At 67.3% G+C, this 20,159-nt stretch carries 20 protein-coding genes; 9 read left to right on the top strand and 11 right to left on the bottom strand.

The genetic code is table 11. From position 1 onward, the window contains the following. Positions 1–34 precede the first annotated feature (34 nt). From AOZ53_RS14870 to AOZ53_RS14880, 3 genes are all read left to right on the top strand, one after another. Positions 35–397 carry a hypothetical protein gene (locus tag AOZ53_RS14870; RefSeq protein ID WP_054433301.1) on the top strand — a complete coding sequence of 121 codons (363 nt, stop codon included), beginning with the start codon at positions 35–37 and terminating at the stop codon, positions 395–397. 659 nt (positions 398–1,056) lie between these two features. Then, positions 1,057–1,338 carry a hypothetical protein gene (locus AOZ53_RS14875; protein WP_006393801.1) on the top strand — a complete coding sequence of 94 codons (282 nt, stop codon included), beginning with the start codon at positions 1,057–1,059 and terminating at the stop codon, positions 1,336–1,338. A gap of 87 nt (positions 1,339–1,425) precedes the next feature. Further along, positions 1,426–2,118, top strand: a complete 693-nt coding sequence (locus AOZ53_RS14880; protein WP_054488337.1) for a cytochrome b/b6 domain-containing protein — start codon at positions 1,426–1,428, stop codon at positions 2,116–2,118. A gap of 128 nt (positions 2,119–2,246) precedes the next feature. Here the strand turns inward: AOZ53_RS14880 and AOZ53_RS14885 are convergent, their stop codons facing one another. Both AOZ53_RS14885 and purB read right to left on the bottom strand, forming a co-directional pair. After that, positions 2,247–2,705, bottom strand: coding sequence for a c-type cytochrome (locus AOZ53_RS14885; RefSeq protein WP_006393799.1), 459 nt, complete (start codon positions 2,703–2,705; stop codon positions 2,247–2,249). A gap of 56 nt (positions 2,706–2,761) precedes the next feature. Continuing rightward, positions 2,762–4,138: an adenylosuccinate lyase gene (gene purB, locus AOZ53_RS14890; RefSeq protein WP_054473944.1), complete on the bottom strand. Its 1,377-nt coding sequence runs from the start codon at positions 4,136–4,138 to the stop codon at positions 2,762–2,764. Between the two features lie 161 nt (positions 4,139–4,299). Between purB and AOZ53_RS14895 the strand changes: the two genes are divergently transcribed. Then, positions 4,300–4,911 carry a glutathione S-transferase gene (locus tag AOZ53_RS14895; RefSeq protein ID WP_049072515.1) on the top strand — a complete coding sequence of 204 codons (612 nt, stop codon included), beginning with the start codon at positions 4,300–4,302 and terminating at the stop codon, positions 4,909–4,911. Between the two features lie 62 nt (positions 4,912–4,973). Here the strand turns inward: AOZ53_RS14895 and AOZ53_RS14900 are convergent, their stop codons facing one another. The 3 genes from AOZ53_RS14900 to gcvA form a co-directional block, all read right to left on the bottom strand. Next, complete coding sequence (locus AOZ53_RS14900; RefSeq protein ID WP_054433304.1) at positions 4,974–5,792, bottom strand: sulfite exporter TauE/SafE family protein; 819 nt, start codon at positions 5,790–5,792, stop codon at positions 4,974–4,976. A 124-nt stretch (positions 5,793–5,916) separates the two neighbouring features. Then, positions 5,917–7,035 carry a tRNA 2-thiouridine(34) synthase MnmA gene (gene mnmA / locus AOZ53_RS14905; protein WP_054488338.1) on the bottom strand — a complete coding sequence of 373 codons (1,119 nt, stop codon included), beginning with the start codon at positions 7,033–7,035 and terminating at the stop codon, positions 5,917–5,919. A gap of 12 nt (positions 7,036–7,047) precedes the next feature. Further along, positions 7,048–7,968 (bottom strand): transcriptional regulator GcvA, encoded by a 921-nt coding sequence (gcvA, locus tag AOZ53_RS14910; RefSeq protein ID WP_054488339.1) that lies wholly within the window; start codon positions 7,966–7,968, stop codon positions 7,048–7,050. Positions 7,969–8,158: 190 nt separating this feature from the next. Between gcvA and AOZ53_RS14915 the strand changes: the two genes are divergently transcribed. From AOZ53_RS14915 to AOZ53_RS14935, 5 genes are all read left to right on the top strand, one after another. Continuing rightward, complete coding sequence (locus AOZ53_RS14915) at positions 8,159–9,148, top strand: Bug family tripartite tricarboxylate transporter substrate binding protein (protein ID WP_054433307.1); 990 nt, start codon at positions 8,159–8,161, stop codon at positions 9,146–9,148. Between the two features lie 70 nt (positions 9,149–9,218). Then, positions 9,219–10,094, top strand: a complete 876-nt coding sequence (locus AOZ53_RS14920) for an N-formylglutamate amidohydrolase (RefSeq protein ID WP_054473941.1) — start codon at positions 9,219–9,221, stop codon at positions 10,092–10,094. A 128-nt stretch (positions 10,095–10,222) separates the two neighbouring features. Continuing rightward, the gene (locus AOZ53_RS14925; protein ID WP_054433309.1) at positions 10,223–11,341 is read left to right on the top strand and encodes a Re/Si-specific NAD(P)(+) transhydrogenase subunit alpha; all 1,119 of its coding nucleotides are present in this window, start codon (positions 10,223–10,225) and stop codon (positions 11,339–11,341) included. Positions 11,342–11,345: 4 nt separating this feature from the next. Continuing rightward, positions 11,346–11,663: an NAD(P) transhydrogenase subunit alpha part 2 gene (locus AOZ53_RS14930; RefSeq protein ID WP_006393790.1), complete on the top strand. Its 318-nt coding sequence runs from the start codon at positions 11,346–11,348 to the stop codon at positions 11,661–11,663. After that, positions 11,660–13,099, top strand: coding sequence for an NAD(P)(+) transhydrogenase (Re/Si-specific) subunit beta (locus AOZ53_RS14935; RefSeq protein ID WP_006393789.1), 1,440 nt, complete (start codon positions 11,660–11,662; stop codon positions 13,097–13,099). The genes AOZ53_RS14930 and AOZ53_RS14935 overlap by 4 nt, the downstream gene beginning before the upstream one ends. Before the next feature lie 83 nt (positions 13,100–13,182). Here the strand turns inward: AOZ53_RS14935 and glcF are convergent, their stop codons facing one another. From glcF to AOZ53_RS34995, 6 genes are all read right to left on the bottom strand, one after another. Next, on the bottom strand, positions 13,183–14,412 hold the full coding sequence (gene glcF / locus AOZ53_RS14940; RefSeq protein ID WP_054488341.1) for a glycolate oxidase subunit GlcF: 1,230 nt from the start codon (positions 14,410–14,412) through the stop codon (positions 13,183–13,185). 5 nt (positions 14,413–14,417) lie between these two features. After that, entirely contained in the window at positions 14,418–15,521 is a 1,104-nt protein-coding gene (gene glcE / locus AOZ53_RS14945) for a glycolate oxidase subunit GlcE (protein ID WP_054433311.1), read from the bottom strand. Between the two features lie 12 nt (positions 15,522–15,533). Beyond that, on the bottom strand, positions 15,534–17,033 hold the full coding sequence (locus AOZ53_RS14950) for an FAD-linked oxidase C-terminal domain-containing protein (protein WP_054488343.1): 1,500 nt from the start codon (positions 17,031–17,033) through the stop codon (positions 15,534–15,536). A 267-nt stretch (positions 17,034–17,300) separates the two neighbouring features. Next, positions 17,301–18,710 (bottom strand): FAD-binding oxidoreductase, encoded by a 1,410-nt coding sequence (locus tag AOZ53_RS14955; RefSeq protein WP_054433313.1) that lies wholly within the window; start codon positions 18,708–18,710, stop codon positions 17,301–17,303. Between the two features lie 98 nt (positions 18,711–18,808). After that, on the bottom strand, positions 18,809–19,882 hold the full coding sequence (gene aroG / locus AOZ53_RS14960) for a 3-deoxy-7-phosphoheptulonate synthase AroG (protein WP_006393784.1): 1,074 nt from the start codon (positions 19,880–19,882) through the stop codon (positions 18,809–18,811). Positions 19,883–19,931: 49 nt separating this feature from the next. Beyond that, complete coding sequence (locus AOZ53_RS34995; RefSeq protein ID WP_231690618.1) at positions 19,932–20,120, bottom strand: hypothetical protein; 189 nt, start codon at positions 20,118–20,120, stop codon at positions 19,932–19,934. Positions 20,121–20,159 lie beyond the last annotated feature (39 nt).

Here is a 20,159-nt window from a genome sequence, read left to right on the forward strand (position 1 = left end):
CCCGGGCCGCCCATCCTCCCAGCCATCCCACGGAATGACTCAAGACGTTTCCCCCGACACCTGGGGCTTTGCCCAGCCCGACTGCCGCGGCGCCGCCGCGCTGCTGTATTTCATGAGCGACCTGGCGCGCGTGGCCAACCAGTACCTGCGCCCCGGCCACCTGAACCAGGAGGCGCTGGCCGACGCGCAGAAAGCCGTGGACGCGCTGCTCGAACGCTATGTCGAGATCGAAGCCGCCCCCGAAGCCTTCGATGACGAACGCGTCGAACTGGCCCTGGAGACCGACACCCGCCCGGACGGCTCGACCGCCGCCCAGGTCGCCTTGCGGATGTCGCCGCGCCTGGAAGGCCTGATCATCGAGGCCCAGCGCCAGGCGGCCGGCCCCACCAGCCACTGACGGGCATCCGGAGGCCTGCCGGCGCACGCCTCCCCCTGCCCCGTCCCGGCGCGACACGCCCCTGCACCAAAAAAACTCTTGCAAAATCACGGCACTAGCTATATCATTAGCAGTTGAGCCGGTAAATGGCTCATGTTTTTGCCCATCTGGCCCACTTGCCAGACGCTTGCAAAATACCCTTCCTGGGTCCGGTTTCACCCGATGGGCGTCACCCGGTTCTGCGACAGACAACCCTAACAACGCAGACCTGATTGATGCCATCATGATGGATGGCAAGGCCATCCCCCACCCAGGGTTCGTCTTACGACACACACTGCCGTTTTCTGATCTTTCCGCCCAGTCCGGCCTGATCGGGAAACCTTCATCCGCAGCCCGATAGCCGCGGTAGCCCCAAGCCGCGGTAACCCCGCAGCACCCCATTCGCGGCGGCGACCCAACGCCACCGCCCGCCTGGACCGCAGTCCGTCATTGACCGACGCGGTCCGGCAGCAAGCCGCAGGCGCATGCCCGCGGTCAGTACCTCCGCCACCGGCGTGGCGCGCAAGCAAACCATGAGAATGCGCAAAATGCCGGTAACGGAGATGCGTTAGTGTCATGCACGTTAGTGTCATGCACTACACGGCAATTCCCATAACAAGAACTTGAAAGAGAACAACACCATGAATACTCGTTTCACGACCTCGGACCTGATCCGACGTCCGGCGCATACCAAGCTGGACAACATGCCGATCCACATCGGCGACATCGTTTATCTGCAACCGGCCCACGGCCCGGCCATCCGTGCCGCCGTGATCTTCAACGCGCCGATCGACGGCACGACCACGTACACCACCGAAGTCGTGCCGTGCGGAGCAGCCGCGCAAAAGGCGCCCGGCCAGCGCATCCGCTTCCGTCACGAGCACGTGCACCGCATCGAACCGGTGCGTCGCGCCGCTCGCTGACACAGCGCAAACCCGCCGCGGCCGTGCCGCGGCGGCGTCATTTGTGCGTGATACAGTCGCAGGCAACGCAGTCAACGCGCGACCATCATGCAAAACAACCGGCTTGCCATCCGCATCTGGGACCTCCCCACCCGCCTCTTCCACTGGGCGCTCGTCGTCTGTATCGTCGGCGCCTTCGTCAGCGTCAAGCTGGGCGGGCTGTACATGGACTGGCACGTGCGCTTCGGCTGTACCGCGCTGGGCCTGATCATCTTCCGCCTGCTGTGGGGCTTTGTCGGCCCCCGCTATGCGCGCTTCGCGCAATTCGTGCGCGGTCCGCGCGCGGTGGCCAACTATCTCAAGGGCGCGGCCGCGCCCGCCGGCCACAACCCGCTGGGCGCGCTGTCGGTGCTGGCGCTGCTGCTGGTGATCGGTTTCCAGGCAGTCAGCGGCCTGTTCACCACCGACGACATCATGACGCAGGGCCCGCTGTTCGGCCACGTCAGCGAGTCCACCGCCAGCCTGCTCACCTCGTGGCACAAGCTCAATGAATGGGTCATCATCGGCCTGATCGCTCTGCACCTGTTGGCCGTGGCCTGGTATGCGCTGGTGCGGCGCAAGCGGCTGGTGCGCGCCATCATCACCGGCAACGTCGATCCGAAAGACGTCCCGGCCGGCACGCCGCCGACCCAGGACGGGTTCGCGATCTGGCTGCGCGCCCTGATCCTGGGGGCGTGCGTCACCGGCCTGGTGCTGTGGATCCGATCGCTGGAGATCGCCGCGGACATGTCGTTCTCGTAGCCTTCCCGCGCGCGCATCGCGCCGACCGGCGCGCAAAGCGCGATATCCAAACGGCGCGCCAAAAGAAAAGCCCCTCGACCGAGGGGCTTTTTGCATGCGGCGCCGCGCCGCGGGCGCGCGCGACCGGCTTATTTCTTCTTGCGGTAGGCGTCGTGACAGGCCTTGCAACTGGCGCCCACGTCGCCGAAGGCGGCGCGCAGCTTGTCGAGGTCGCCGGCGTCGGCGGCGGCCGACAGCTTGACGATGTTGTCCTGGAACGCCTGCTGCTTCTGCTTGAAGCCGGCCGCGTCGCTCCAGATTTCCGGACGGGCGTCGCCGCCTTCCGTACCCGCGCCGAAAGCCGTCCACGGCAGGGCCGACAGCGTCTTGAGCACTTCGACGTTGGCCTTGATCTGGGCCGCGTCGTAAGGCGCCTGGCCCTTGATCACCGGCGTCATGCGGCCAAAGTGCGAGGCCATCAGCGTCAGCGCCGACTGGCGGTACTTGACGGCATCTTCAGGCTTGGCGAACTGCGCCTGGGCCGAGGTCGCCAGCAGCGACCCGACGGTCATACAGGCCAGCGCGGCGAGCGTGGACAACTTCTTCATTGCAATCTCCCGTAAGTACAACAAGAATGCCGCGCGCGCCGCGCGCGGCAAGGCGACTATACCGCCCGGGCCAGATCCGCGGCCAGGCCGATATACGAACGCGGGGTCATCGCCAGCAGGCGCGCCTTGGGTTCGTCCGGCAGGGCCAGGCCCTGGATGAATTCTCGCAGGGCTTCCTCGGTGATGCCCTTGCCGCGCGTCAAGGCCTTGAGCTGTTCGTAAGGCTGCGGCAGGCCATAGCGGCGCATGACGGTCTGCACCGGCTCGGCCAGCACTTCCCAGCAGGCGTCGATGTCGGCATCGATCGCGGCGGTGTTGACTTCCAGCTTGCCCAGGCCGCGCATGCAGGCGTCCCACGCCACCAGGCAGTAGCCCAGGCCCACGCCCAGGTTGCGCAGCACGGTGGAGTCGGTCAGGTCGCGCTGCCAGCGGGAGATCGGCAGCTTGTCGGACAGGTGGCGCAGCACGGCGTTGGCCAGGCCCAGGTTGCCTTCGGAGTTCTCGAAGTCGATCGGGTTGACCTTGTGCGGCATGGTCGACGAACCGACCTCGCCTTCCTTCAGGCGCTGCTTGAAGTAGCCCAGGGCCACGTAGCCCCAGATGTCGCGGTCCAGGTCGAGCACGATGATGTTGGCGCGCACGATGGCGTCGAACAGCGCCGACATCCAGTCATGCGGTTCGATCTGGATGGTGTGGCGGTTCTGGGTCAGGCCCAGGCCGGCCAGCACGCGCTGGCTGAAGGCGGGCCAGTCGATTTCCGGGTAGGCCGACAGGTGGGCGTTGTAGTTGCCGGTGGCGCCGTTGAGCTTGGCCAGCGGCTCGACCGCTTCGACCGCGGCGATGGCGCGGTTCAGACGCGCCGCGACGTTGGCGAATTCCTTGCCCAGCGTGGTCGGGCTGGCCGGCTGGCCGTGGGTGCGCGACAGCATCGGCTGGTCGGCCTGGGCCACGGCCATGTCGTTGAGCTTGGCGGCGATTTCACGCAGGCGCGGCAGCACCACTTCGCTGCGGGCGCGTGACAGCATCAGCGCGTGCGAGGTGTTGTTGATGTCCTCGGAGGTGCAGGCGAAATGGATGAATTCGGCCGCGGCCGCCAGTTCGGCGTGGTCGGCGACCTTTTCCTTGAGCCAGTACTCGACGGCCTTGACGTCGTGGTTGGTGACGCGCTCGATGTCCTTGATGCGGGCGGCATCGGCTTCGGAGAAGTCGCGCACCAGCTGTTGCAGGCGGGCGCGGGCTTCCTGGGAGAAGGCGGGCAGTTCCGGCAGGCCGGCGTCGGACAGGGCCACCAGCCAGGCCACCTCGACCTCGACGCGGTGGGCCATGAAACCGGCCTCGGAGAGCAGCCCGCGCAGCGCGTCGCCGCGGGAGGCATATCGGCCATCCAGTGGCGAAAGGGCGTTAAGTTGGCTAAGCTGGTCGGCGATTTGCATGGTCTGGGAAAGAAAAAGCTGCGGATGGGAAAACCCGGCGATTTTATCATTCAGGGCCGCGCAACATTGTGGCAAACTGGACGGGATTCCGTCCCGCGGACGGTTTGGCCGTCATGCGGCCTGCTATACTTCGGCCGCTTTCCGACTCCGCTTGTGAATCCATGAAACTGATCGGCTCGCTTACCAGTCCATACGTGCGCAAGGTGCGTATCGTCATGGCCGAGAAAAAGCTGGATTATCGGCTTGAACTCGAAAACGTCTGGTCCGCCGACACGCAGATCCAAACGTACAACCCGCTGGGCAAGGTGCCCTGCCTGGTCATGGAAGATGGCGGCGCCCTGTTCGACTCGCGCGTCATCGTCGAGTACCTGGACACCTTGTCGCCCGTCGCCCGCCTGATTCCGCAGCCGGGCCGTGATCGCGCGGCCGTCAAATGCTGGGAAGCCATCGCCGATGGCCTGCTGGACGCCTGCGTCACCATCGTCAAGGAAAAGCAGCGCCCCGAGGCGCAGCGCAGCCCGGAATGGATCGAGCGCCAATACGGCAAGATCCACGCCAGCCTGGACGCCATGGACAAGAGCCTGGGCGACAACGCCCACTGCATGGGCATCAACTACAGCCTGGCCGATATCGCCGTGGGCTGTGGCCTGGGCTACCTGGACCTGCGCTTTGCCGAACTGGACTGGCGCGCCAACCACCCCAACCTGGCGCGCCTGTACGACAAGCTGTCGCAGCGCCAGTCGTTCGTGGATACCATCCCCAAGACGGCCTGACGCCCCCTCGGCGCCAACCCGACCTGTTCCGGCCGCCTCGCGCGGCCGGTTTCACGTCCAGCTCAGGCCCAGAATGCCTGGCCGGCCTTGAACAGCATGTAGGCCGCCAGCGCGAACAGCAGGCAGGCGAACACCCGCTTCAGGGTCTGCACCGGCAGGCGGTGCGCCATGCGCGCGCCCAGCGGCGCCGTCAGCACGCTCACGCACACCAGCACCAGCAGCGCCGGCCAATAGATGTAGCCCAGCATGCCGGGCCGGGTCGCGCCTTCGTTCAAGCCCGACACCACGTAGCCGATGCTGTTGGCCAGCGCGATGGGAAAGCCCAGCGCCGCCGAGGTCGAGACCGCGTTGTGCAGCGCCACGTTGCACCAGACCATGAACGGCACCGACAGGAAGCCGCCGCCCGCCCCCACCAGCCCCGACAGGAAGCCGATGCCGGCGCCGGCCGCGCTGGTACCGACCACGCCCGGCATCTGGCGGCTGGGCTTGGGCTTCTTGTTGCGCAGCATGTTCCAGCCGGAATAGCCCACGAACAGCGCGAAGAACAGCGACAGCCACAGGGTGCTGAGCGCCGCGAACACCGCGCCGCCCGACAGCAGGCCGCCCAGGATGATGCCCGGCGCCATGGCCCAGACAATCGGCCACTTGATGGTGCCCTTCTGCTGGTGCGCGCGCACGCTGGAGATCGAGGTGAACAGGATCGAGGTCATCGAGGTGGCGATGGCGGCATGCACCACCAGGTCGGCCGGCATGCCCTTCCAGGCGAACAGCATCGTCAGGAACGGCACCAGCAGCATGCCGCCGCCGATGCCCAGCAGACCCGCCGCGAAACCCGCCACCGCCCCCAGCGCCAGCAGGCAAATCACCATCGTTACATCCACATCCCTCTCCTCTCGTTGTCGGCGTGCGCCGTTTTTCATGAGCCAGGCCCCGCGAACGCGACGCCCGCGGGGCCTGGCTGGAACTGCTATCGGTATTGCGACGGCCTGTCGCGGGCCGGCGCGCCTAGACGATGATGCCGCCGCCCAGGCAGATATCGCCATCGTAAAGCACCGCCGATTGCCCGGGCGTGACCGCCCATTGCGGTTCGCTGAAGTCGAGCGTGAAGCCCGCGCTGGTCGCGTCCCCCAGGCGGCAGGCGGCATCGGCCTGGCGGTAGCGCGTCTTGGCGCCGTATTCCCCCGCGGCGGGCGCGTGCCCGGCGATCCAGCTGACGTCCTGCGCCCGCAACGAGCCGGACAGCAGCCAGGGGTGGTCATGCCCCTGCACCACGTAGAGCACGTTGCGCTCCAGATCCTTGCGCGCCACGTACCAGGCCTCGGCCGTGCCGTCTTCGCGCTGGCGGCCCTTCACGCCGCCCACGCCCAGGCCCTTGCGCTGGCCCAGCGTGTAGAACGACAGGCCCTCGTGGCGTCCGACCTTCTGCCCCTCGGGCGTCAGGATCGGGCCCGGCTCGGTCGGCAGGTAGCGGTTGAGGAACTCGCGGAACGGCCGCTCGCCGATGAAGCAGATGCCGGTGGAGTCCTTCTTGGCCGCGTTGTGCAGGCCGATCTCGTGCGCAATGCGGCGCACTTCGGTCTTGTGGATCTCGCCCAGCGGGAACAGGGTGCGCGACAGCTGCGCCTGGTTCAGGCGGTGCAGGAAATAGCTCTGGTCCTTGGAACTGTCCAGCGCCTTGAGCAGCTCGAAGCGCGAGCCGCCGCCCTCGGCCGCCACTTCGCGCACGCGGGCGTAGTGGCCGGTGGCGATGTGTTCGGCGCCGAGCGCCATGGCGTGGTCGAGGAAGGCCTTGAACTTGATCTCGGCGTTGCACAGCACGTCCGGATTGGGCGTGCGGCCGGCCGAGTATTCGCGCAGGAATTCGGCGAACACCCGGTCCTTGTATTCGGCGGCGAAATTGACGTATTCGAATTCCACGCCCACCAGGTCGGCCACGCTGGCCGCGTCCAGCAGGTCCTGGCGGGTGGAGCAGTATTCGGAATCGTCGTCGTCTTCCCAGTTCTTCATGAACAGGCCGACGACCTCGTAGCCTTGCTGCTTGAGCAGCCAGGCGGTGACCGAAGAATCGACCCCGCCGGACATGCCGACGACAACGCGGCCTTTCTTGGTGGATATTTGACTCATGATGGCGCCATTTTACTGTGGGCTGGCCGCGTCCTGCGGCTGCGGCTCGGCCGCCCGCGAAACCTCCATCAGCCAGGTCCGGAACGCCTGCAGCGTCGGCAGGTTGGCCTTCTGGTCGGGGTAGCACAGGTAGTAGCCCATGCGCGCGCGGATCGGCAGCTGGATCGCCACCGCCAGCTTGCCGTCGCGCAGTTCGTCCTCGATCAGGCAGCGCGGGATCAGCGCCACGCCGAAACCGGCGGCGGCGGCCTGCGACAGCAGCGCGTACTGGTCGAAACGCGCCCCTTCCAGGCTGCGCCGGCTGTCGCAGCCGGCCTGCTCGAACCAGTCGCGCCAGCCTTCGAGGGCCGAAGTGTGGTGCAGCAAGGGATAGGCCAGCAGGTCCGCCGGCACACTACAGCCGCCCGGAATCAGGCGCGGGCTGCAGACCGGCAGGATCTCGCGGCCGACGATGTAGTCGGCGCCGCTGCCCGGCCAGATGCCTTCGCCGAAACGCACGGCGGCGTCCAGTTCGGGCGTGGAAAAGTCATAGCCCTGGCGGTGCGGCAGGAATTCCACGTGGATGTCGGGCCGCAGCCGCATGAAGGCCGTCAGGCGCGGGATCAGCCAGCGCGCGCCGAAGGTCGGCATACAGGTCAGGTTGAGCGTGCCGCCCTGCCCCTGGTGCGCGATCAGTTCGACGGTGGCGGCCTCGATCTGGCCCAGCCCCGCCTGCACCTTGGTCAGATAGCTGCGGCCGGCCTCGGTCAGGACCAGGCCTTGCCTGATGCGCAGGAATAGTTCGACGCCGACGAACTCCTCCAGGTGTTTCACTTGCTTACTGACCGCGCCCTGCGTGACGCACAGTTCCTGGGCGGCGCGGGTAAAGCTGCTGTGCCTGGCGGCGACTTCGAACGCCTGCAGGTCGGTGAGCGAGGGACAGAACCGTCTCATGGGATAGCGCCTCGATACCGGGGTTTCCGGAGCGCGAAGTTACAAAAAGAAACCCCGCCGCAAAAGAGGCATGAAAAAAAGTCATAGCTTAAGGAGAAACTTTCGTTTGTGCAAACCGGCCTTGCACGAAAGAATCTTCCTGTTTGCGTCTGCCTTTTGCGCATCCGCGTTCCAATTCATAGGGGAATTCATGCAACGCCGTAATGTAGTCCTAGGCCTCTGTGTCGCCGCCGCGACCCTGGCCACGCCGCTGACCTCGAGCATCGCCCATGCCGAAGACGCCTACCCGAGCAAGCCGATCCGCCTGATCGTGCCGTTCCCGCCCGGCGGCACCACCGACATCGTCGGCCGCCTGTTCGCCGACAAGCTCGGCAAGGAACTGAACCAGACCGTCGTGGTGGAAAACCGCGGCGGCGCCGGCGGCTCGATCGGCAGCGCCTTCGTCGCCAGCAGCGCGCCGGACGGCTACACCCTGGGCATCGCCACCGTCAGCACGCACGGCATCAACCCGGCCATCTACCCGAACCTGCCGTTCGATGGCGAAAAGGACTTCACGCCGGTCTCGAACCTGGCCGCCGTCCCGAACATCATGACCATCAACCCGAAGGTGCAGGCCAAGGACATGGCCGAGTTCATCAAGCTGGCCAAGAGCCAGCCGGGCAAGCTGACGTACGCCTCGGCCGGCAACGGCTCGGTCTCGCACATGATGGGCGAACTGTTCAAGATGGCCTCGGGCACCGACCTGATGCACGTGCCCTACCGTGGCGTGGGCCCGGCGCTGAACGACGCGCTGGCCGGCCAGGTCGACGTCATGTACGACAACCTGCCCTCCACCCTGCCGCACGTCCAGTCCGGCCGCCTGATCGCCATGGCCGTCGCCTCGCCCAAGCGCGTCGCCAGCCTGCCGAATGTGCCCACCTTCGCCGAAGTCGGCCTGCCCGCCGTCAACGACGCCTCGTGGTTCGGCCTGGTCGCCCCGGCCAAGCTGCCGGCCCCGATCCTGGCCAAGCTGAACGCCGCCGTGCAGAAGGTCAGCGCCGAAGCCGACGTCAAGTCGCGCCTGGAAGCGCTGGGCGCCGAGCCGGCCGCCAACAGCCCCGAAGCCTTCGCCAAGCAGATCGCCGCTGAAATCGCCAAGAACAAGCGCATCGCCAAAGAAGCCAACGTGAAGATCGACTGAGCGATCTTCGGCCCCCGCCGCGCCCGCGCGGCGCGCGGGGGTCTCCGATTCACGAACGCACGACCCCTATATGCGAATTACCCAACCCCTGTCCTATCGGCTCGACCTTCCGCAGCAATATCCGAACTCGGCGCCCTCGGCCCCCCTCGTGCTGGACTCTCCGCACAGCGGCACCGCCTACCCGCCCGACTTCGCGCCCGCCGTGGATTTCGGCGCCCTGCGCACCGCCGAGGACACCTGGGTTGACGATCTGTGGGGCGACGCCATCGACATGGGCGTGCCCATGATCGCCGCGAGCTTTCCGCGCGCCTACATCGATGCCAATCGCGCCCCCGACGAAATCGACGAACTGCTGCTGGACCAGGCCTGGCCCGGCGCGGTCAACGCCTCGCCCAAGGTCAAGCTGGGCAAGGGCCTGATCTGGCGCATGCTGGACGACGGCACGCCGCTGTACGACCGCAAGCTGAGCGTCGAGGAAGTGACGCACCGCATCGAGGCCTGCTGGAAGCCGTACCACGCCGCGCTCGGCCAGGTGCTCGACAGCGCCCACCAGAAGTTCGGCAAGGTCTGGCACATCAACTGCCACTCCATGCCCAGCGTCGCCGGCGCCTACGCCACCGACCGCCCCGGCCTGGTCCACCCCGACTTCGTGCTGGGCGACCGCGACGGCAGCACCAGCGACCCGGCCTTCCGCGAATTCATCGCGGCGTGGCTGCGCGAGCGCGGCTACAACGTGACCGTGAACGATCCCTACAAGGGCGTCGAACTGGTGCGCGCCTTCGGCCGTCCCGACGAAGGCCGCCACAGCCTGCAGATCGAAATCAACCGCAAGCTCTACATGGACGAAGTCAGCCTGCGTCCGTCGGCCAACTACGGCCGACTCAAGGCCGACCTGCGCGACCTGACCGCCGCGCTGATCGACTGGACTCGCGCGCAGACGGCCTGACGCCGGACGCCTGCGCGCCGGTGCCCCATGGTTAACCCCATGGGGCTTTTCATTTGGCCGGCCCGAACCCTCGTCCCCCGGGCGTATATCCGTTATAACTACGGCGAACCTTCTGAGGAGAGGCGTCGATGCACATCGGGATACCAAGGGAAACCCGAGACGGGGAAACCCGTGTCGCAGCAACACCGGAGACCGTCAAGAAGTACGTAGGCGGCAAACACACCGTTGTCGTCGAGCGTGGCGCAGGCAATGCGGCGCGCTATCTGGATGAAGCCTACGAGGCCGCCGGCGCGACGCTCGGCAGCGCCCAGGAGGCCCTCGGGGCGGAGCTGGTCATGAAGGTTCGCGCCCCGTCCGCGGCCGAACTGCCGCAGATGAAAGCCGGCGCCGTGGTCATCGGCATGCTCGATCCATTCGACGCCGAGGGCCTCGCGCAGATGGCCGGCGCCGGCCTGACCGGCTTCGCGCTGGAAGCCGCGCCCCGCATCACCCGCGCGCAAAGCCTGGACGTGCTGTCGTCGCAGGCCAACCTGGCCGGCTACAAGGCCGTGCTGCTGGCGGCCCACCACTACGGCCGCCTGATCCCCATGATGATGACCGCCGCCGGCACGCTCAAGGCCGCGCGCGCCGTGGTGCTGGGCACCGGCGTCGCCGGCCTGCAGGCCATCGCCACGGCCAAGCGCCTGGGCGCGGTGGTCGAGGCCTCCGACGTGCGGCCCGCCGCGCGCGAGCAGGTCGAATCGCTCGGCGCCAAGTTCATCGACGTTCCGTTCGAGACCGACGAGGAACGCGAGATCGCGCAGGGCGTGGGCGGCTACGCCCGCCCCATGCCGCCGGCCTGGATGGCGCGGCAGGCGGCGCTGGTGTCGGAACGCTGCAAGCAGGCCGACATCGTCATCACCACCGCGCTCATCCCTGGCAGGCCCGCGCCGACGCTGGTGTCGGCCGAGACCGTCGCGGCCATGAAGCCCGGCTCGGTGCTGGTGGACCTGGCGGTCGAGCGCGGCGGCAACTGCCCGCTGTCCGAGAAGGGCAAGGTGGTCGAGAAGCACGGCGTGACGTTGATCGGGCTGACCAACCTGCCCGGCCTGGTGGCGACCGATGCGTCGGCGCTCTACGCCCGCAACATCCTCGACTTCCTGAAACTCATCATCAATGCGGACGGCGCGCTGGCGATCCAGCGCGACGATGAAATCGTGGCGGCCTGCCTGGTGTGCGAAGGCGGCAATGTGACGCGCAGGAGCTGACAGCATGGAAGCGATCAACCCCACCCTGATGAATCTCATCATCTTCGTGCTGGCCATCTACGTCGGCTACCACGTGGTCTGGAACGTCACCCCCGCGCTGCACACCCCGCTGATGGCGGTGACCAACGCGATCTCGGCCATCATCATCGTCGGCGCCATGCTGGCGGCGGCGCTGACCGAAGGCGGACTGGCGCGCGGCATGGGCGTGTTCGCCGTGGCGCTGGCCGCGGTCAACGTGTTCGGCGGCTTCCTGGTCACGCGGCGCATGCTGGAGATGTTCAAGAAAAAGGACAAGAAGCCGGCCAAGGAGGAAGCGAAATGATCTCGCTGAACCTCGTCACGCTGCTCTACCTGGTTGCGTCGGTCTGCTTCATCCAGGCGCTCAAGGGCCTGTCGCATCCCACCACCTCGCGCCTGGGCAATGCCTTCGGCATGGCCGGCATGGCGATCGCGGTGCTGACCACCGGCGCGCTCATCGTCGGCCTGGCGCGCTCGGGCACCGCCGGCATCGGGCTGGGCTGGGTGCTGCTGGGCCTCCTGGTCGGCGGCTCGATCGGCACGCTGATGGCCAAGCGCGTCGAAATGACCAAGATGCCCGAGCTGGTCGCCTTCATGCACAGCATGATCGGCCTGGCGGCGGTCGCCATCGCCGTGGCCGTGGTAGCCGAGCCGCACGCCTTCGGCATTGTCGCCGCCGGCACGCTGATCCCCACCGGCAACCGCTTCGAGCTGTTCATCGGCACCTTCGTCGGCGCCATCACCTTCTCGGGCTCGGTGATCGCCTTCGGCAAGCTGTCGGGCAAGTACAAGTTCCGGCTGTTCCAGGGGGCGCCGGTGGTGTTCGCCGGCCAGCACATGCTGAACCTGGCGCTGGCGTTGCTGATGCTGGCGATGGGCGTGTGGTTCATGCTGACGCAGGCCTGGACGCCGTTCATCATCATGACGCTGATCGCCTTCGTGCTGGGCGTGCTGATCATCATCCCGATCGGCGGCGCCGACATGCCGGTGGTGGTGTCGATGCTGAACAGCTATTCGGGCTGGGCGGCGGCGGGCATCGGCTTCTCGCTGAACAACCCGATGCTGATCATCGCCGGCTCGCTGGTGGGTTCGTCCGGCGCCATCCTCTCGTACATCATGTGCAAGGCGATGAACCGCTCGTTCTTCAACGTGATCCTGGGCGGTTTCGGCGGCCAGGCCGGCGAGGCCGCGGCGGCGGGCGGCGGCCAGCAGCGCAGCGTCAAGTCGGGCAGCCCCGACGACGCGGCCTTCCTCATGACCAACGCCGAAAGCGTCACCATCGTGCCGGGCTACGGCCTGGCGGTGGCGCGCGCCCAGCACGCGCTCAAGGAACTAGCCGAAAAGCTCACCGAGCGCGGCGTGACGGTCAAGTACGCCATCCACCCGGTGGCGGGCCGCATGCCGGGCCACATGAACGTGCTGCTGGCGGAGGCCGAGGTGCCCTACGACCAGGTCTTCGAAATGGAAGACATCAACAGCGAGTTCGGCCAGACCGACGTGGTGCTGGTGCTGGGCGCCAACGACGTGGTCAACCCGGCAGCCAAGAACGACCCCAAGTCGCCGATCGCCGGCATGCCGATCCTGGAAGCCTACAAGGCCCGCACCGTGATCGTGAACAAGCGCTCGATGGCCTCCGGCTACGCCGGCCTGGACAACGAACTGTTCTACATGGACCGCACCATGATGGTCTTCGGCGACGCCAAGAAGGTGCTGGAAGACATGGTCAAGGCCGTGGAGTGATGCGCCGGCGCCGCGATGCACGCGCATCGCGGCGTCTTTCCCCGACGCGCTCCAGAGGGATTCCCGCGACGCCGCGGCCCGCCCTAGGCGCGGGCCAGCTGCTCGTCCACCACTTCGATCCAGTGCCGCACCGGCGTGCCGGTGCCGCTCTGCAAGTGGCCGATACAACCGATGTTGGCCGACAGGATCACATCCGGCGCGGCCGGCGCGATGGCGCCCAGCTTGCGGTCGCGCAGCGCCAGCGCGATCTCCGGATTGAGCACCGAATAGGCGCCGGCCGAGCCGCAGCACAGGTGCTGTTCGGCGAACGGCTGCAACTCGAAGCCCAGATCGGCCAGCAACCGCTCCGACAAGGGCCGCAAGCCCTGCCAGTGCTGCAGCGTGCAGGGCGGATGGAACGCCGCCCGCACCCGCTTGTCCGCCAGCCGCTGGCGCAGTTCCTCGGCCTGCGGCGCGACGATTTCCGCCACGTCCTTGACCAGCGCCACGATGTCCGCGGCGCGCTGCGCGTAGGCCGGATCGTGACGCAGGTGATGGGCGTATTCCTTGACCATGGCGCCGCAGCCCGACGCGTTCATGACGATGGCCTCGACCGCGCCATCGCGCACCAGCGGCCACCACGCGTCGACGTTGGCGCGCATCTGGTCCAGCGCGGCCGCCTGCGCATCCAGGTGGAAACTGGCCGCGCCGCAGCAGCCCGCGCCGGGCGCGATGCGCGCGCCGATGCCGATGGCGTTGAGCACGCGGATGGTGGCGGCGTCGATCGAAGGCATCATCGACGGCTGCACGCAGCCGGCCAGCATCAGCACCTGGCGCGTATGGCCTTCCACCTGCGGCAACGCGCCGGCCGCACGGCGCTCGGGCACCTTGCGCTTGAGCGATTCCGGCAAGACGCCGCGCACCGCCTGCCCCAGGCGCATGGCCGGCCCGAACAGCGGCGACAGCATGGCCCGGCGCAGCATCTTGCGCTTGGCCTTCTCGGCCCACGGCCGCGGCACCCGCTCCTCGACGATCTGGCGGCCAATGTCCACCAGATGCCCATATTCCACGCCCGACGGGCAGGTGGTCTCGCAATTGCGGCAGGTCAGGCAGCGGTCCAGATGCTGCTGGGTCGACTGGGTCGGCTCGGCGCCCTCCAGCACCTGCTTGATCAGGTAGATGCGGCCGCGTGGACTGTCGAGTTCATCGCCCAGCACCTGATAGGTGGGACAGGTGGCCGTGCAGAAGCCGCAATGCACGCAGCGCCGCAGGATCGCATCGGCCTCTTTGCCCAGATCGGTATCGCGGGCCCAGGCTGCCAGATTGGTTTGCATGATGCCTATAGCTCCAGGACCAGCCGGCCGGGATTGAACAACCCCGCCGGATCGAGTTCTTGCTTGAGGCGGCGCGTGATCAACGCCACGCCCGGCGACAGCGGATGGAACACGCCATCGGCCGGCGGCCGCGTGCCGGCCGGACGGAACAGCGTGGCATGGCCGCCCAGCCGCTGCGCCAACTCGCGCAACTCGGCGGCGTCCTGCGCCCCCGACAGCCAGCGCTGGCCGCCGCCCCACTCCACCAGCGCCTGCCCGCTGCCGAGCGCGGCCGCGGTGGGCGGCAACGCCAGGCGCCACAACGGCCGGCCCGGCGCGAAGAAGGCATGGGTCTGTTCGCGCAGCCCGGTCCACCAGGCCTGCGCCGCCTCCGGCGCCAGCGGATCGCCGCCGATCACCTGGCGCGCGCTGGCGATGGCCGGCGGCGCGCCCGACAGGCGCACGTGCATCTGGCCCTCTTCGTCAGCGGCCCCGGCCCAGCTGGTGGCCGAGATCGGCAGCGGCTTGCCGCGCCACAGCGCGAAGCTGGCCAGCGCCTGGGCCTGCGTCGCCGGCAGCGCCAGCGTCAGTTCTTCCATCGGCCTGGGCACGACCTTGAGCGAAACCTCGAGAATCGCGCCGAAGATGCCATGCGATCCGGCCAGCAGGCGTGAGACATCGTAGCCGGCCACGTTCTTCATGACCTCGCCGCCGAACGACAGCACCCGGCCATCCGAATCCAGCAGTTGCGCCCCCAGCACGAAGTCGCGCAAGGCGCCCGCGCTCATGCGGCGCGGCCCCGACAGGCCCGCGGCCACGCAGCCGCCGACGGTGGCGGCGGGCGAGAAATGCGGCGGCTCGAAGGCCAGCATCTGGCCATGCTCGGCCAGCGCCGCCTCCAGCTCGGCCAGCGGCGTGCCGGCCCTGACCGTCACCACCAGTTCGGATGGGTGATAGCTGACGATGCCGCGATACGGGGTCATGTCCAGCAGGCAATGGCCATCCTGCGGCGTCACCGGCCGGTAGTTGCCATAGAACGCCTTGCTGCCGCCGCCCATGACGAACAGCGGCTTGTGACCGGCGCGAGCCGTCATGACCTGGTCGCACAATTCCGACAGGACGAAATCCATGAGAGGGACGTCCTAGAAGCGTGCGAGATCCGGGAAGCGCAGCTCGCCCGCATGTACGTGCATCTTGCCGTATTCAGCGCAGCGGGCCAGCGTAGGTATGACCTTTTCGGGATTGAGCAGGCACGGCGGATCGAATGCCCGCTTGACCGCCAGGAACGCGTCGAGTTCTTCGCGAGAGAATTGCACGCACATTTGATTTATTTTCTCCATTCCCACACCGTGCTCTCCAGTCACGGTTCCTCCTACCTGCACGCACAGTTCGAGTATGGCCGCGCCGAATTTCTCGGCGCGTTCCACTTCGTCCGGTTTATTCGAATCGAACAGGATCAACGGATGCAGGTTGCCATCGCCCGCATGGAACACGTTGGCGCAACGCAGGCCGAACTCGTCTTCCATTTGCTCGATGGCGCCCAGCACCCGGGCGAGATGACGGCGCGGAATCGTGCCGTCCATGCAGTAGTAATCGGGCGACACGCGCCCGGCGGCGGGAAACGCGTTCTTGCGTCCCGCCCAGAATTTGAGCCGCTCGGCCTCCGACGCCGACACCTGGCAGCGGGTGGAGCCGGCCGCGCGGAAGATGGCTTCCATGCGCGCGATCTCGTGCGCCACTTCCTCGGGCGTGCCATCCGACTCGCACAGCAGGATGGCCTGCGCGTCCATGTCGTAGCCGGCGCGCACGAAGGGTTCGACCATGTGCGTCGCGCGCCGGTCCATCATCTCCAGCCCGGCGGGAATGATGCCGTCGGCGATCACCTGCGTCACCGCGTTGCCGGCGGCTTCGACGCTGGCGAAGCTGGCCATCACCACCTGGGCGCAGGCCGGCTTCGGGATCAGCTTGACGGTGACTTCGGTCACCACGCCCAGCATGCCTTCCGACCCGATGAACACCGACAGCAGATCCAGCCCCGGCGCATCCGGCGCCTCGGAGCCGAGCTCGACCACGTCGCCGTCGATCGTGACCATGCGCACCCGCAGCACGTTGTGCACCGTCAGTCCGTACTTCAGGCAATGCACGCCGCCCGAATTCTCGGCGACGTTGCCGCCGATCGAACAGGCGATCTGGCTGGAGGGATCCGGCGCGTAGTACAGCCCGTAGGGCGAGGCGGCTTCGGAAATCGCCAGGTTGCGCACGCCCGGCTCGACCACCGCGGTCGCGCTGGCCAGGTCGATGTGCTTGATGCGATTGAATTTGGACAGGCCCAGCAGCACGCCCTGGCTGTGCGGCATGGCGCCGCCCGACAGGCCGGTGCCCGCGCCGCGCGCCACCAGCGGCGCATTCAGGCGCTTGCAGATGCGCATCACCGCCTGCACCTGTTCCTCGGTCTCCGGCAACGCCACCACCGCCGGCAATGCCCGGTACAAGGACAGGCCGTCGCACTCATAGGGCCGCGTGTCCTCTTCGCGGAACAACACGCAATGCGACGGCAGCGCGGCCGACAACGCCTCGACGAGTTGCTGCAACGAATAAGGCGCCTGCGCTTGAGCCAGGCCGGTTTCGACCAGTGAATTCATGAGCGCAACAATAGCGCGACCGCTGGTTGGACGCAGGCCGGGATTTACCCGCATCCTGCGTACATCCAACGGCCGCGCGGCGCCGCAGACGTAACCAGCCGTAAAGCCCCTTCACGCGGCGTGGACAAACGCGCGGCGGGTCGCGCGCCGGCTCATTCCCAAGAGATGGGAATGCTTGTCAGCCGCGCCGGTCGGCCTGTTCCTGGTGCCGAAAAAAAAGCCGGCGGGTCGCCCCGCCGGCCTTGTCATTGCGCCCCTGTGGACGGCTTACCAGGACACGATCTTGCCCGGGTTGAGGATGTTGTTCGGATCGAACGCGTGCTTGAGGCTGCGCATCAGGTCCAGCGCGTCATCGCCATGCTCTTCGGCCATGAACTGCATCTTGTGCAGGCCGACGCCGTGCTCGCCGGTGCAGGTGCCGTCGGCGGCGATGGCGCGGCGCACCAGGTTGTGGTTGATGGTCTCGGACTCCTGCCATTCGCGCTCGCTGTCGGCGTCCAGCAGCATCAGCACATGGAAGTTGCCATCGCCGACGTGGCCGACGATGGTGTACGGGAAGCTGGCGCGGTCCAGTTCCTCGACCGTGTCGCGCACGCAATCGGCCAGGCGCGAGATCGGCACGCAGACGTCGGTGGTGCTGGCGCGGCAGCCCGGGCGCAGCTGCAGGCCGGCGAAGTAGGCGTTGTGACGCGCGGTCCACAGGCGGCTGCGGTCCTCGGGGCGCTCGGCCCATTCGAAGTCCATGCCGCCGTGTTCGGCGGTGATGGCCTGCACGGTCTCGGCCTGTTCCTGCACGCCCGCCGGGCTGCCGTGGAATTCAAACACCAGCAGCGGCGTCTCGCGCAGCGTCAGCTTGCTGTGCAGGTTGACGGCGCGCACGCTGGCCGCGTCCATGAACTCGACGCGCGCCACCGGCACGCCCATCTGGATGATCTCGATCACGCTCTGCACCGCGGCGTCGAGCGTGGGGAAGTTGCAGACCGCGGCCGACACGGCCTCCGGCTGCGGGTACAGGCGCACGGTGACTTCGGTGATGATGCCCAGCGTGCCTTCGCTGCCCACGAAGATGCGGGTCAGGTCGTAGCCGGCCGACGACTTGCGGGCGCGGCCGGCGGTGCGCACGATGCGGCCGTCGGCGGTGACCACGGTCAGCGACATGACGTTCTCGCGCATGGTGCCGTAGCGCACGGCATTGGTGCCGGAGGCGCGCGTGGCGGCCATGCCGCCCAGGCTGGCGTCGGCGCCCGGATCGATCGGGAAGAACAGGCCGGTGCTGCGGATCTCTTCGTTGAGCTGCTTGCGCAGCACGCCGGCCTGCACCGTGGCGGTCAGGTCTTCGGCGTTGACGGCCAGCACCTTGTTCATCTGCGACAGGTCCAGGCTGATGCCGCCCTGGATCGCCAGGATGTGGCCTTCCAGCGACGAACCCGCGCCGTAGGGAATCAGCGGCACGCGGTGTTCGTTGCACAGCTTGGCGACCTCGGCGACTTCCTCGGTGCTCTGGGCGAAGACCACGGCATCGGGCAGCATCGCCGGATACGGCGACTCATCGCGGCCGTGGTGTTCGCGCACCGCGGCGGATTCGGAGAAACGGTCGCCGAAGCGGGCGCGCAGGGCCTCGAGACAGGCGGCCGGCACCGCGCGGCGCAATGATTCAGCGTGCAAGGGAGCGTTCATGATCAGCGGGTTCTCGGATGGGGGAATCCAACTATTCTACGCCGCCCGCCTTGCTGCGCCGCAAACCGCCCGGACGGACGGCTTGCGGCAATCGCGGCTTACTTGCCGGAGGTCAGCGCGACCCGGCGGCGTTCACGCACGGCGTGCGCCAGGCGCTCGAGCACGGCAACCGAGGCATCCCAGTCGATGCAGCCGTCGGTGATGCTCTGGCCGTAGACCAGCGGCTCGCCCGGCACCATGTCCTGGCGGCCGCCCAGCAGATGGCTTTCGACCATCACGCCGACCAGGCGCGCGTCGCCGGCTTCCATCTGGCGCGCCACGTCCTCGATCACCAGCGGCTGGTTCTCGGGCTTCTTGCTGCTGTTGGCATGGCTGGCGTCGATCATGATGCGCTGCGCCAGGCCGGCCTTGGACATGTCCTGGCAGGCCGCGTCGACGCTGGCGGCGTCGTAGTTCGGCGTCTTGCCGCCGCGCAGGATGACGTGACAGTCTTCATTGCCCGCGGTCGAGACGATGGCCGAATGCCCGCCCTTGGTCACCGACAGGAAATGGTGCGGCTGCGACGCCGCCTTGATCGCGTCCACGGCGATCTTCACGTTGCCGTCCGTGCCATTCTTGAAACCCACCGGACACGACAGGCCGGATGCCAGCTCGCGATGCACCTGGCTTTCCGTCGTGCGCGCGCCGATCGCCCCCCAGGAGACCAGGTCCGCGATGTATTGCGGCGTAATCATGTCCAGGAATTCGCACCCCGCCGGCAATCCCAGGCTGTTGATGTCCAGCAGCAGCTCGCGCGCCACGCGCACGCCCTTGTTGATGTCGAAGCTACCGTCCAGGTCCGGATCGTTGATCAGCCCCTTCCAGCCGACCGTGGTGCGGGGCTTCTCGAAATACACGCGCATCACGATTTCCAGGTCCGCGCTGAGGCGGTCGCGCACCGGCTTCAGGCGCTTGGCGTATTCGATCGCGGCGCGGGTGTCGTGGATCGAACACGGGCCGATCACGACGATCATGCGGTCGTCCATGCCATGCAGGATGCGATGCATCGACTGGCGGGCGGCGAACACGGTGTCGGAAGCTTCCTTGGTGCACGCGAACTCACGCATGACGTGCGCGGGCGGATTCAGCTCTTTGATTTCTCGGATGCGAAGGTCGTCGGTATTGTGTGACACGGTACTGCTCCTGGGTTTCCCGCCACCGGGATCCATCCCGGGGTGTTCCTCAAGCTGACGGCACAAAAAAAGCCGCCAGTTCGCTGGCGGCTTTTTTGGGGGGATTCTTTCCAAACTTCAGATTGAGCGCTTCCCTTCCTCCGCCAGCGGCTTCAGAAAACCAAAGAAATAAAAATAAAAGGCGGGGGAAGCGAATTTCATGGGAAAAGACTCTAGCACAATTTTTTCGGGCCGTCACGCCAGCTTGCAACCCGGCGTGGCGGCCCTGCCGGCCGCC

This window comes from Achromobacter sp. 2789STDY5608621, assembly GCF_001299375.1.
In the GTDB taxonomy this organism is placed as follows: Bacteria; Pseudomonadota; Gammaproteobacteria; order Burkholderiales; family Burkholderiaceae_B; genus Achromobacter; species Achromobacter insuavis.

Excerpts from the sequence above, each read along its gene's own strand:
- AOZ53_RS14870 (WP_054433301.1), top strand. The coding sequence starts at position 35 with ATGACTCAAGACGTTTCCCCCGACACCTGGGGCTTTGCCCAGCCCGAC.
- AOZ53_RS14875 (WP_006393801.1), top strand. The coding sequence starts at position 1,057 with ATGAATACTCGTTTCACGACCTCGGACCTGATCCGACGTCCGGCGCAT.
- AOZ53_RS14880 (WP_054488337.1), top strand. The coding sequence starts at position 1,426 with ATGCAAAACAACCGGCTTGCCATCCGCATCTGGGACCTCCCCACCCGC.
- AOZ53_RS14885 (WP_006393799.1), bottom strand. The coding sequence starts at position 2,705 with ATGAAGAAGTTGTCCACGCTCGCCGCGCTGGCCTGTATGACCGTCGGG.
- purB (WP_054473944.1), bottom strand. The coding sequence starts at position 4,138 with ATGCAAATCGCCGACCAGCTTAGCCAACTTAACGCCCTTTCGCCACTG.
- AOZ53_RS14895 (WP_049072515.1), top strand. The coding sequence starts at position 4,300 with ATGAAACTGATCGGCTCGCTTACCAGTCCATACGTGCGCAAGGTGCGT.
- mnmA (WP_054488338.1), bottom strand. The coding sequence starts at position 7,035 with ATGAGTCAAATATCCACCAAGAAAGGCCGCGTTGTCGTCGGCATGTCC.
- gcvA (WP_054488339.1), bottom strand. The coding sequence starts at position 7,968 with ATGAGACGGTTCTGTCCCTCGCTCACCGACCTGCAGGCGTTCGAAGTC.
- AOZ53_RS14915 (WP_054433307.1), top strand. The coding sequence starts at position 8,159 with ATGCAACGCCGTAATGTAGTCCTAGGCCTCTGTGTCGCCGCCGCGACC.
- AOZ53_RS14920 (WP_054473941.1), top strand. The coding sequence starts at position 9,219 with ATGCGAATTACCCAACCCCTGTCCTATCGGCTCGACCTTCCGCAGCAA.
- AOZ53_RS14925 (WP_054433309.1), top strand. The coding sequence starts at position 10,223 with ATGCACATCGGGATACCAAGGGAAACCCGAGACGGGGAAACCCGTGTC.
- AOZ53_RS14930 (WP_006393790.1), top strand. The coding sequence starts at position 11,346 with ATGGAAGCGATCAACCCCACCCTGATGAATCTCATCATCTTCGTGCTG.
- AOZ53_RS14935 (WP_006393789.1), top strand. The coding sequence starts at position 11,660 with ATGATCTCGCTGAACCTCGTCACGCTGCTCTACCTGGTTGCGTCGGTC.
- glcF (WP_054488341.1), bottom strand. The coding sequence starts at position 14,412 with ATGCAAACCAATCTGGCAGCCTGGGCCCGCGATACCGATCTGGGCAAA.
- glcE (WP_054433311.1), bottom strand. The coding sequence starts at position 15,521 with ATGGATTTCGTCCTGTCGGAATTGTGCGACCAGGTCATGACGGCTCGC.
- AOZ53_RS14950 (WP_054488343.1), bottom strand. The coding sequence starts at position 17,033 with ATGAATTCACTGGTCGAAACCGGCCTGGCTCAAGCGCAGGCGCCTTAT.
- AOZ53_RS14955 (WP_054433313.1), bottom strand. The coding sequence starts at position 18,710 with ATGAACGCTCCCTTGCACGCTGAATCATTGCGCCGCGCGGTGCCGGCC.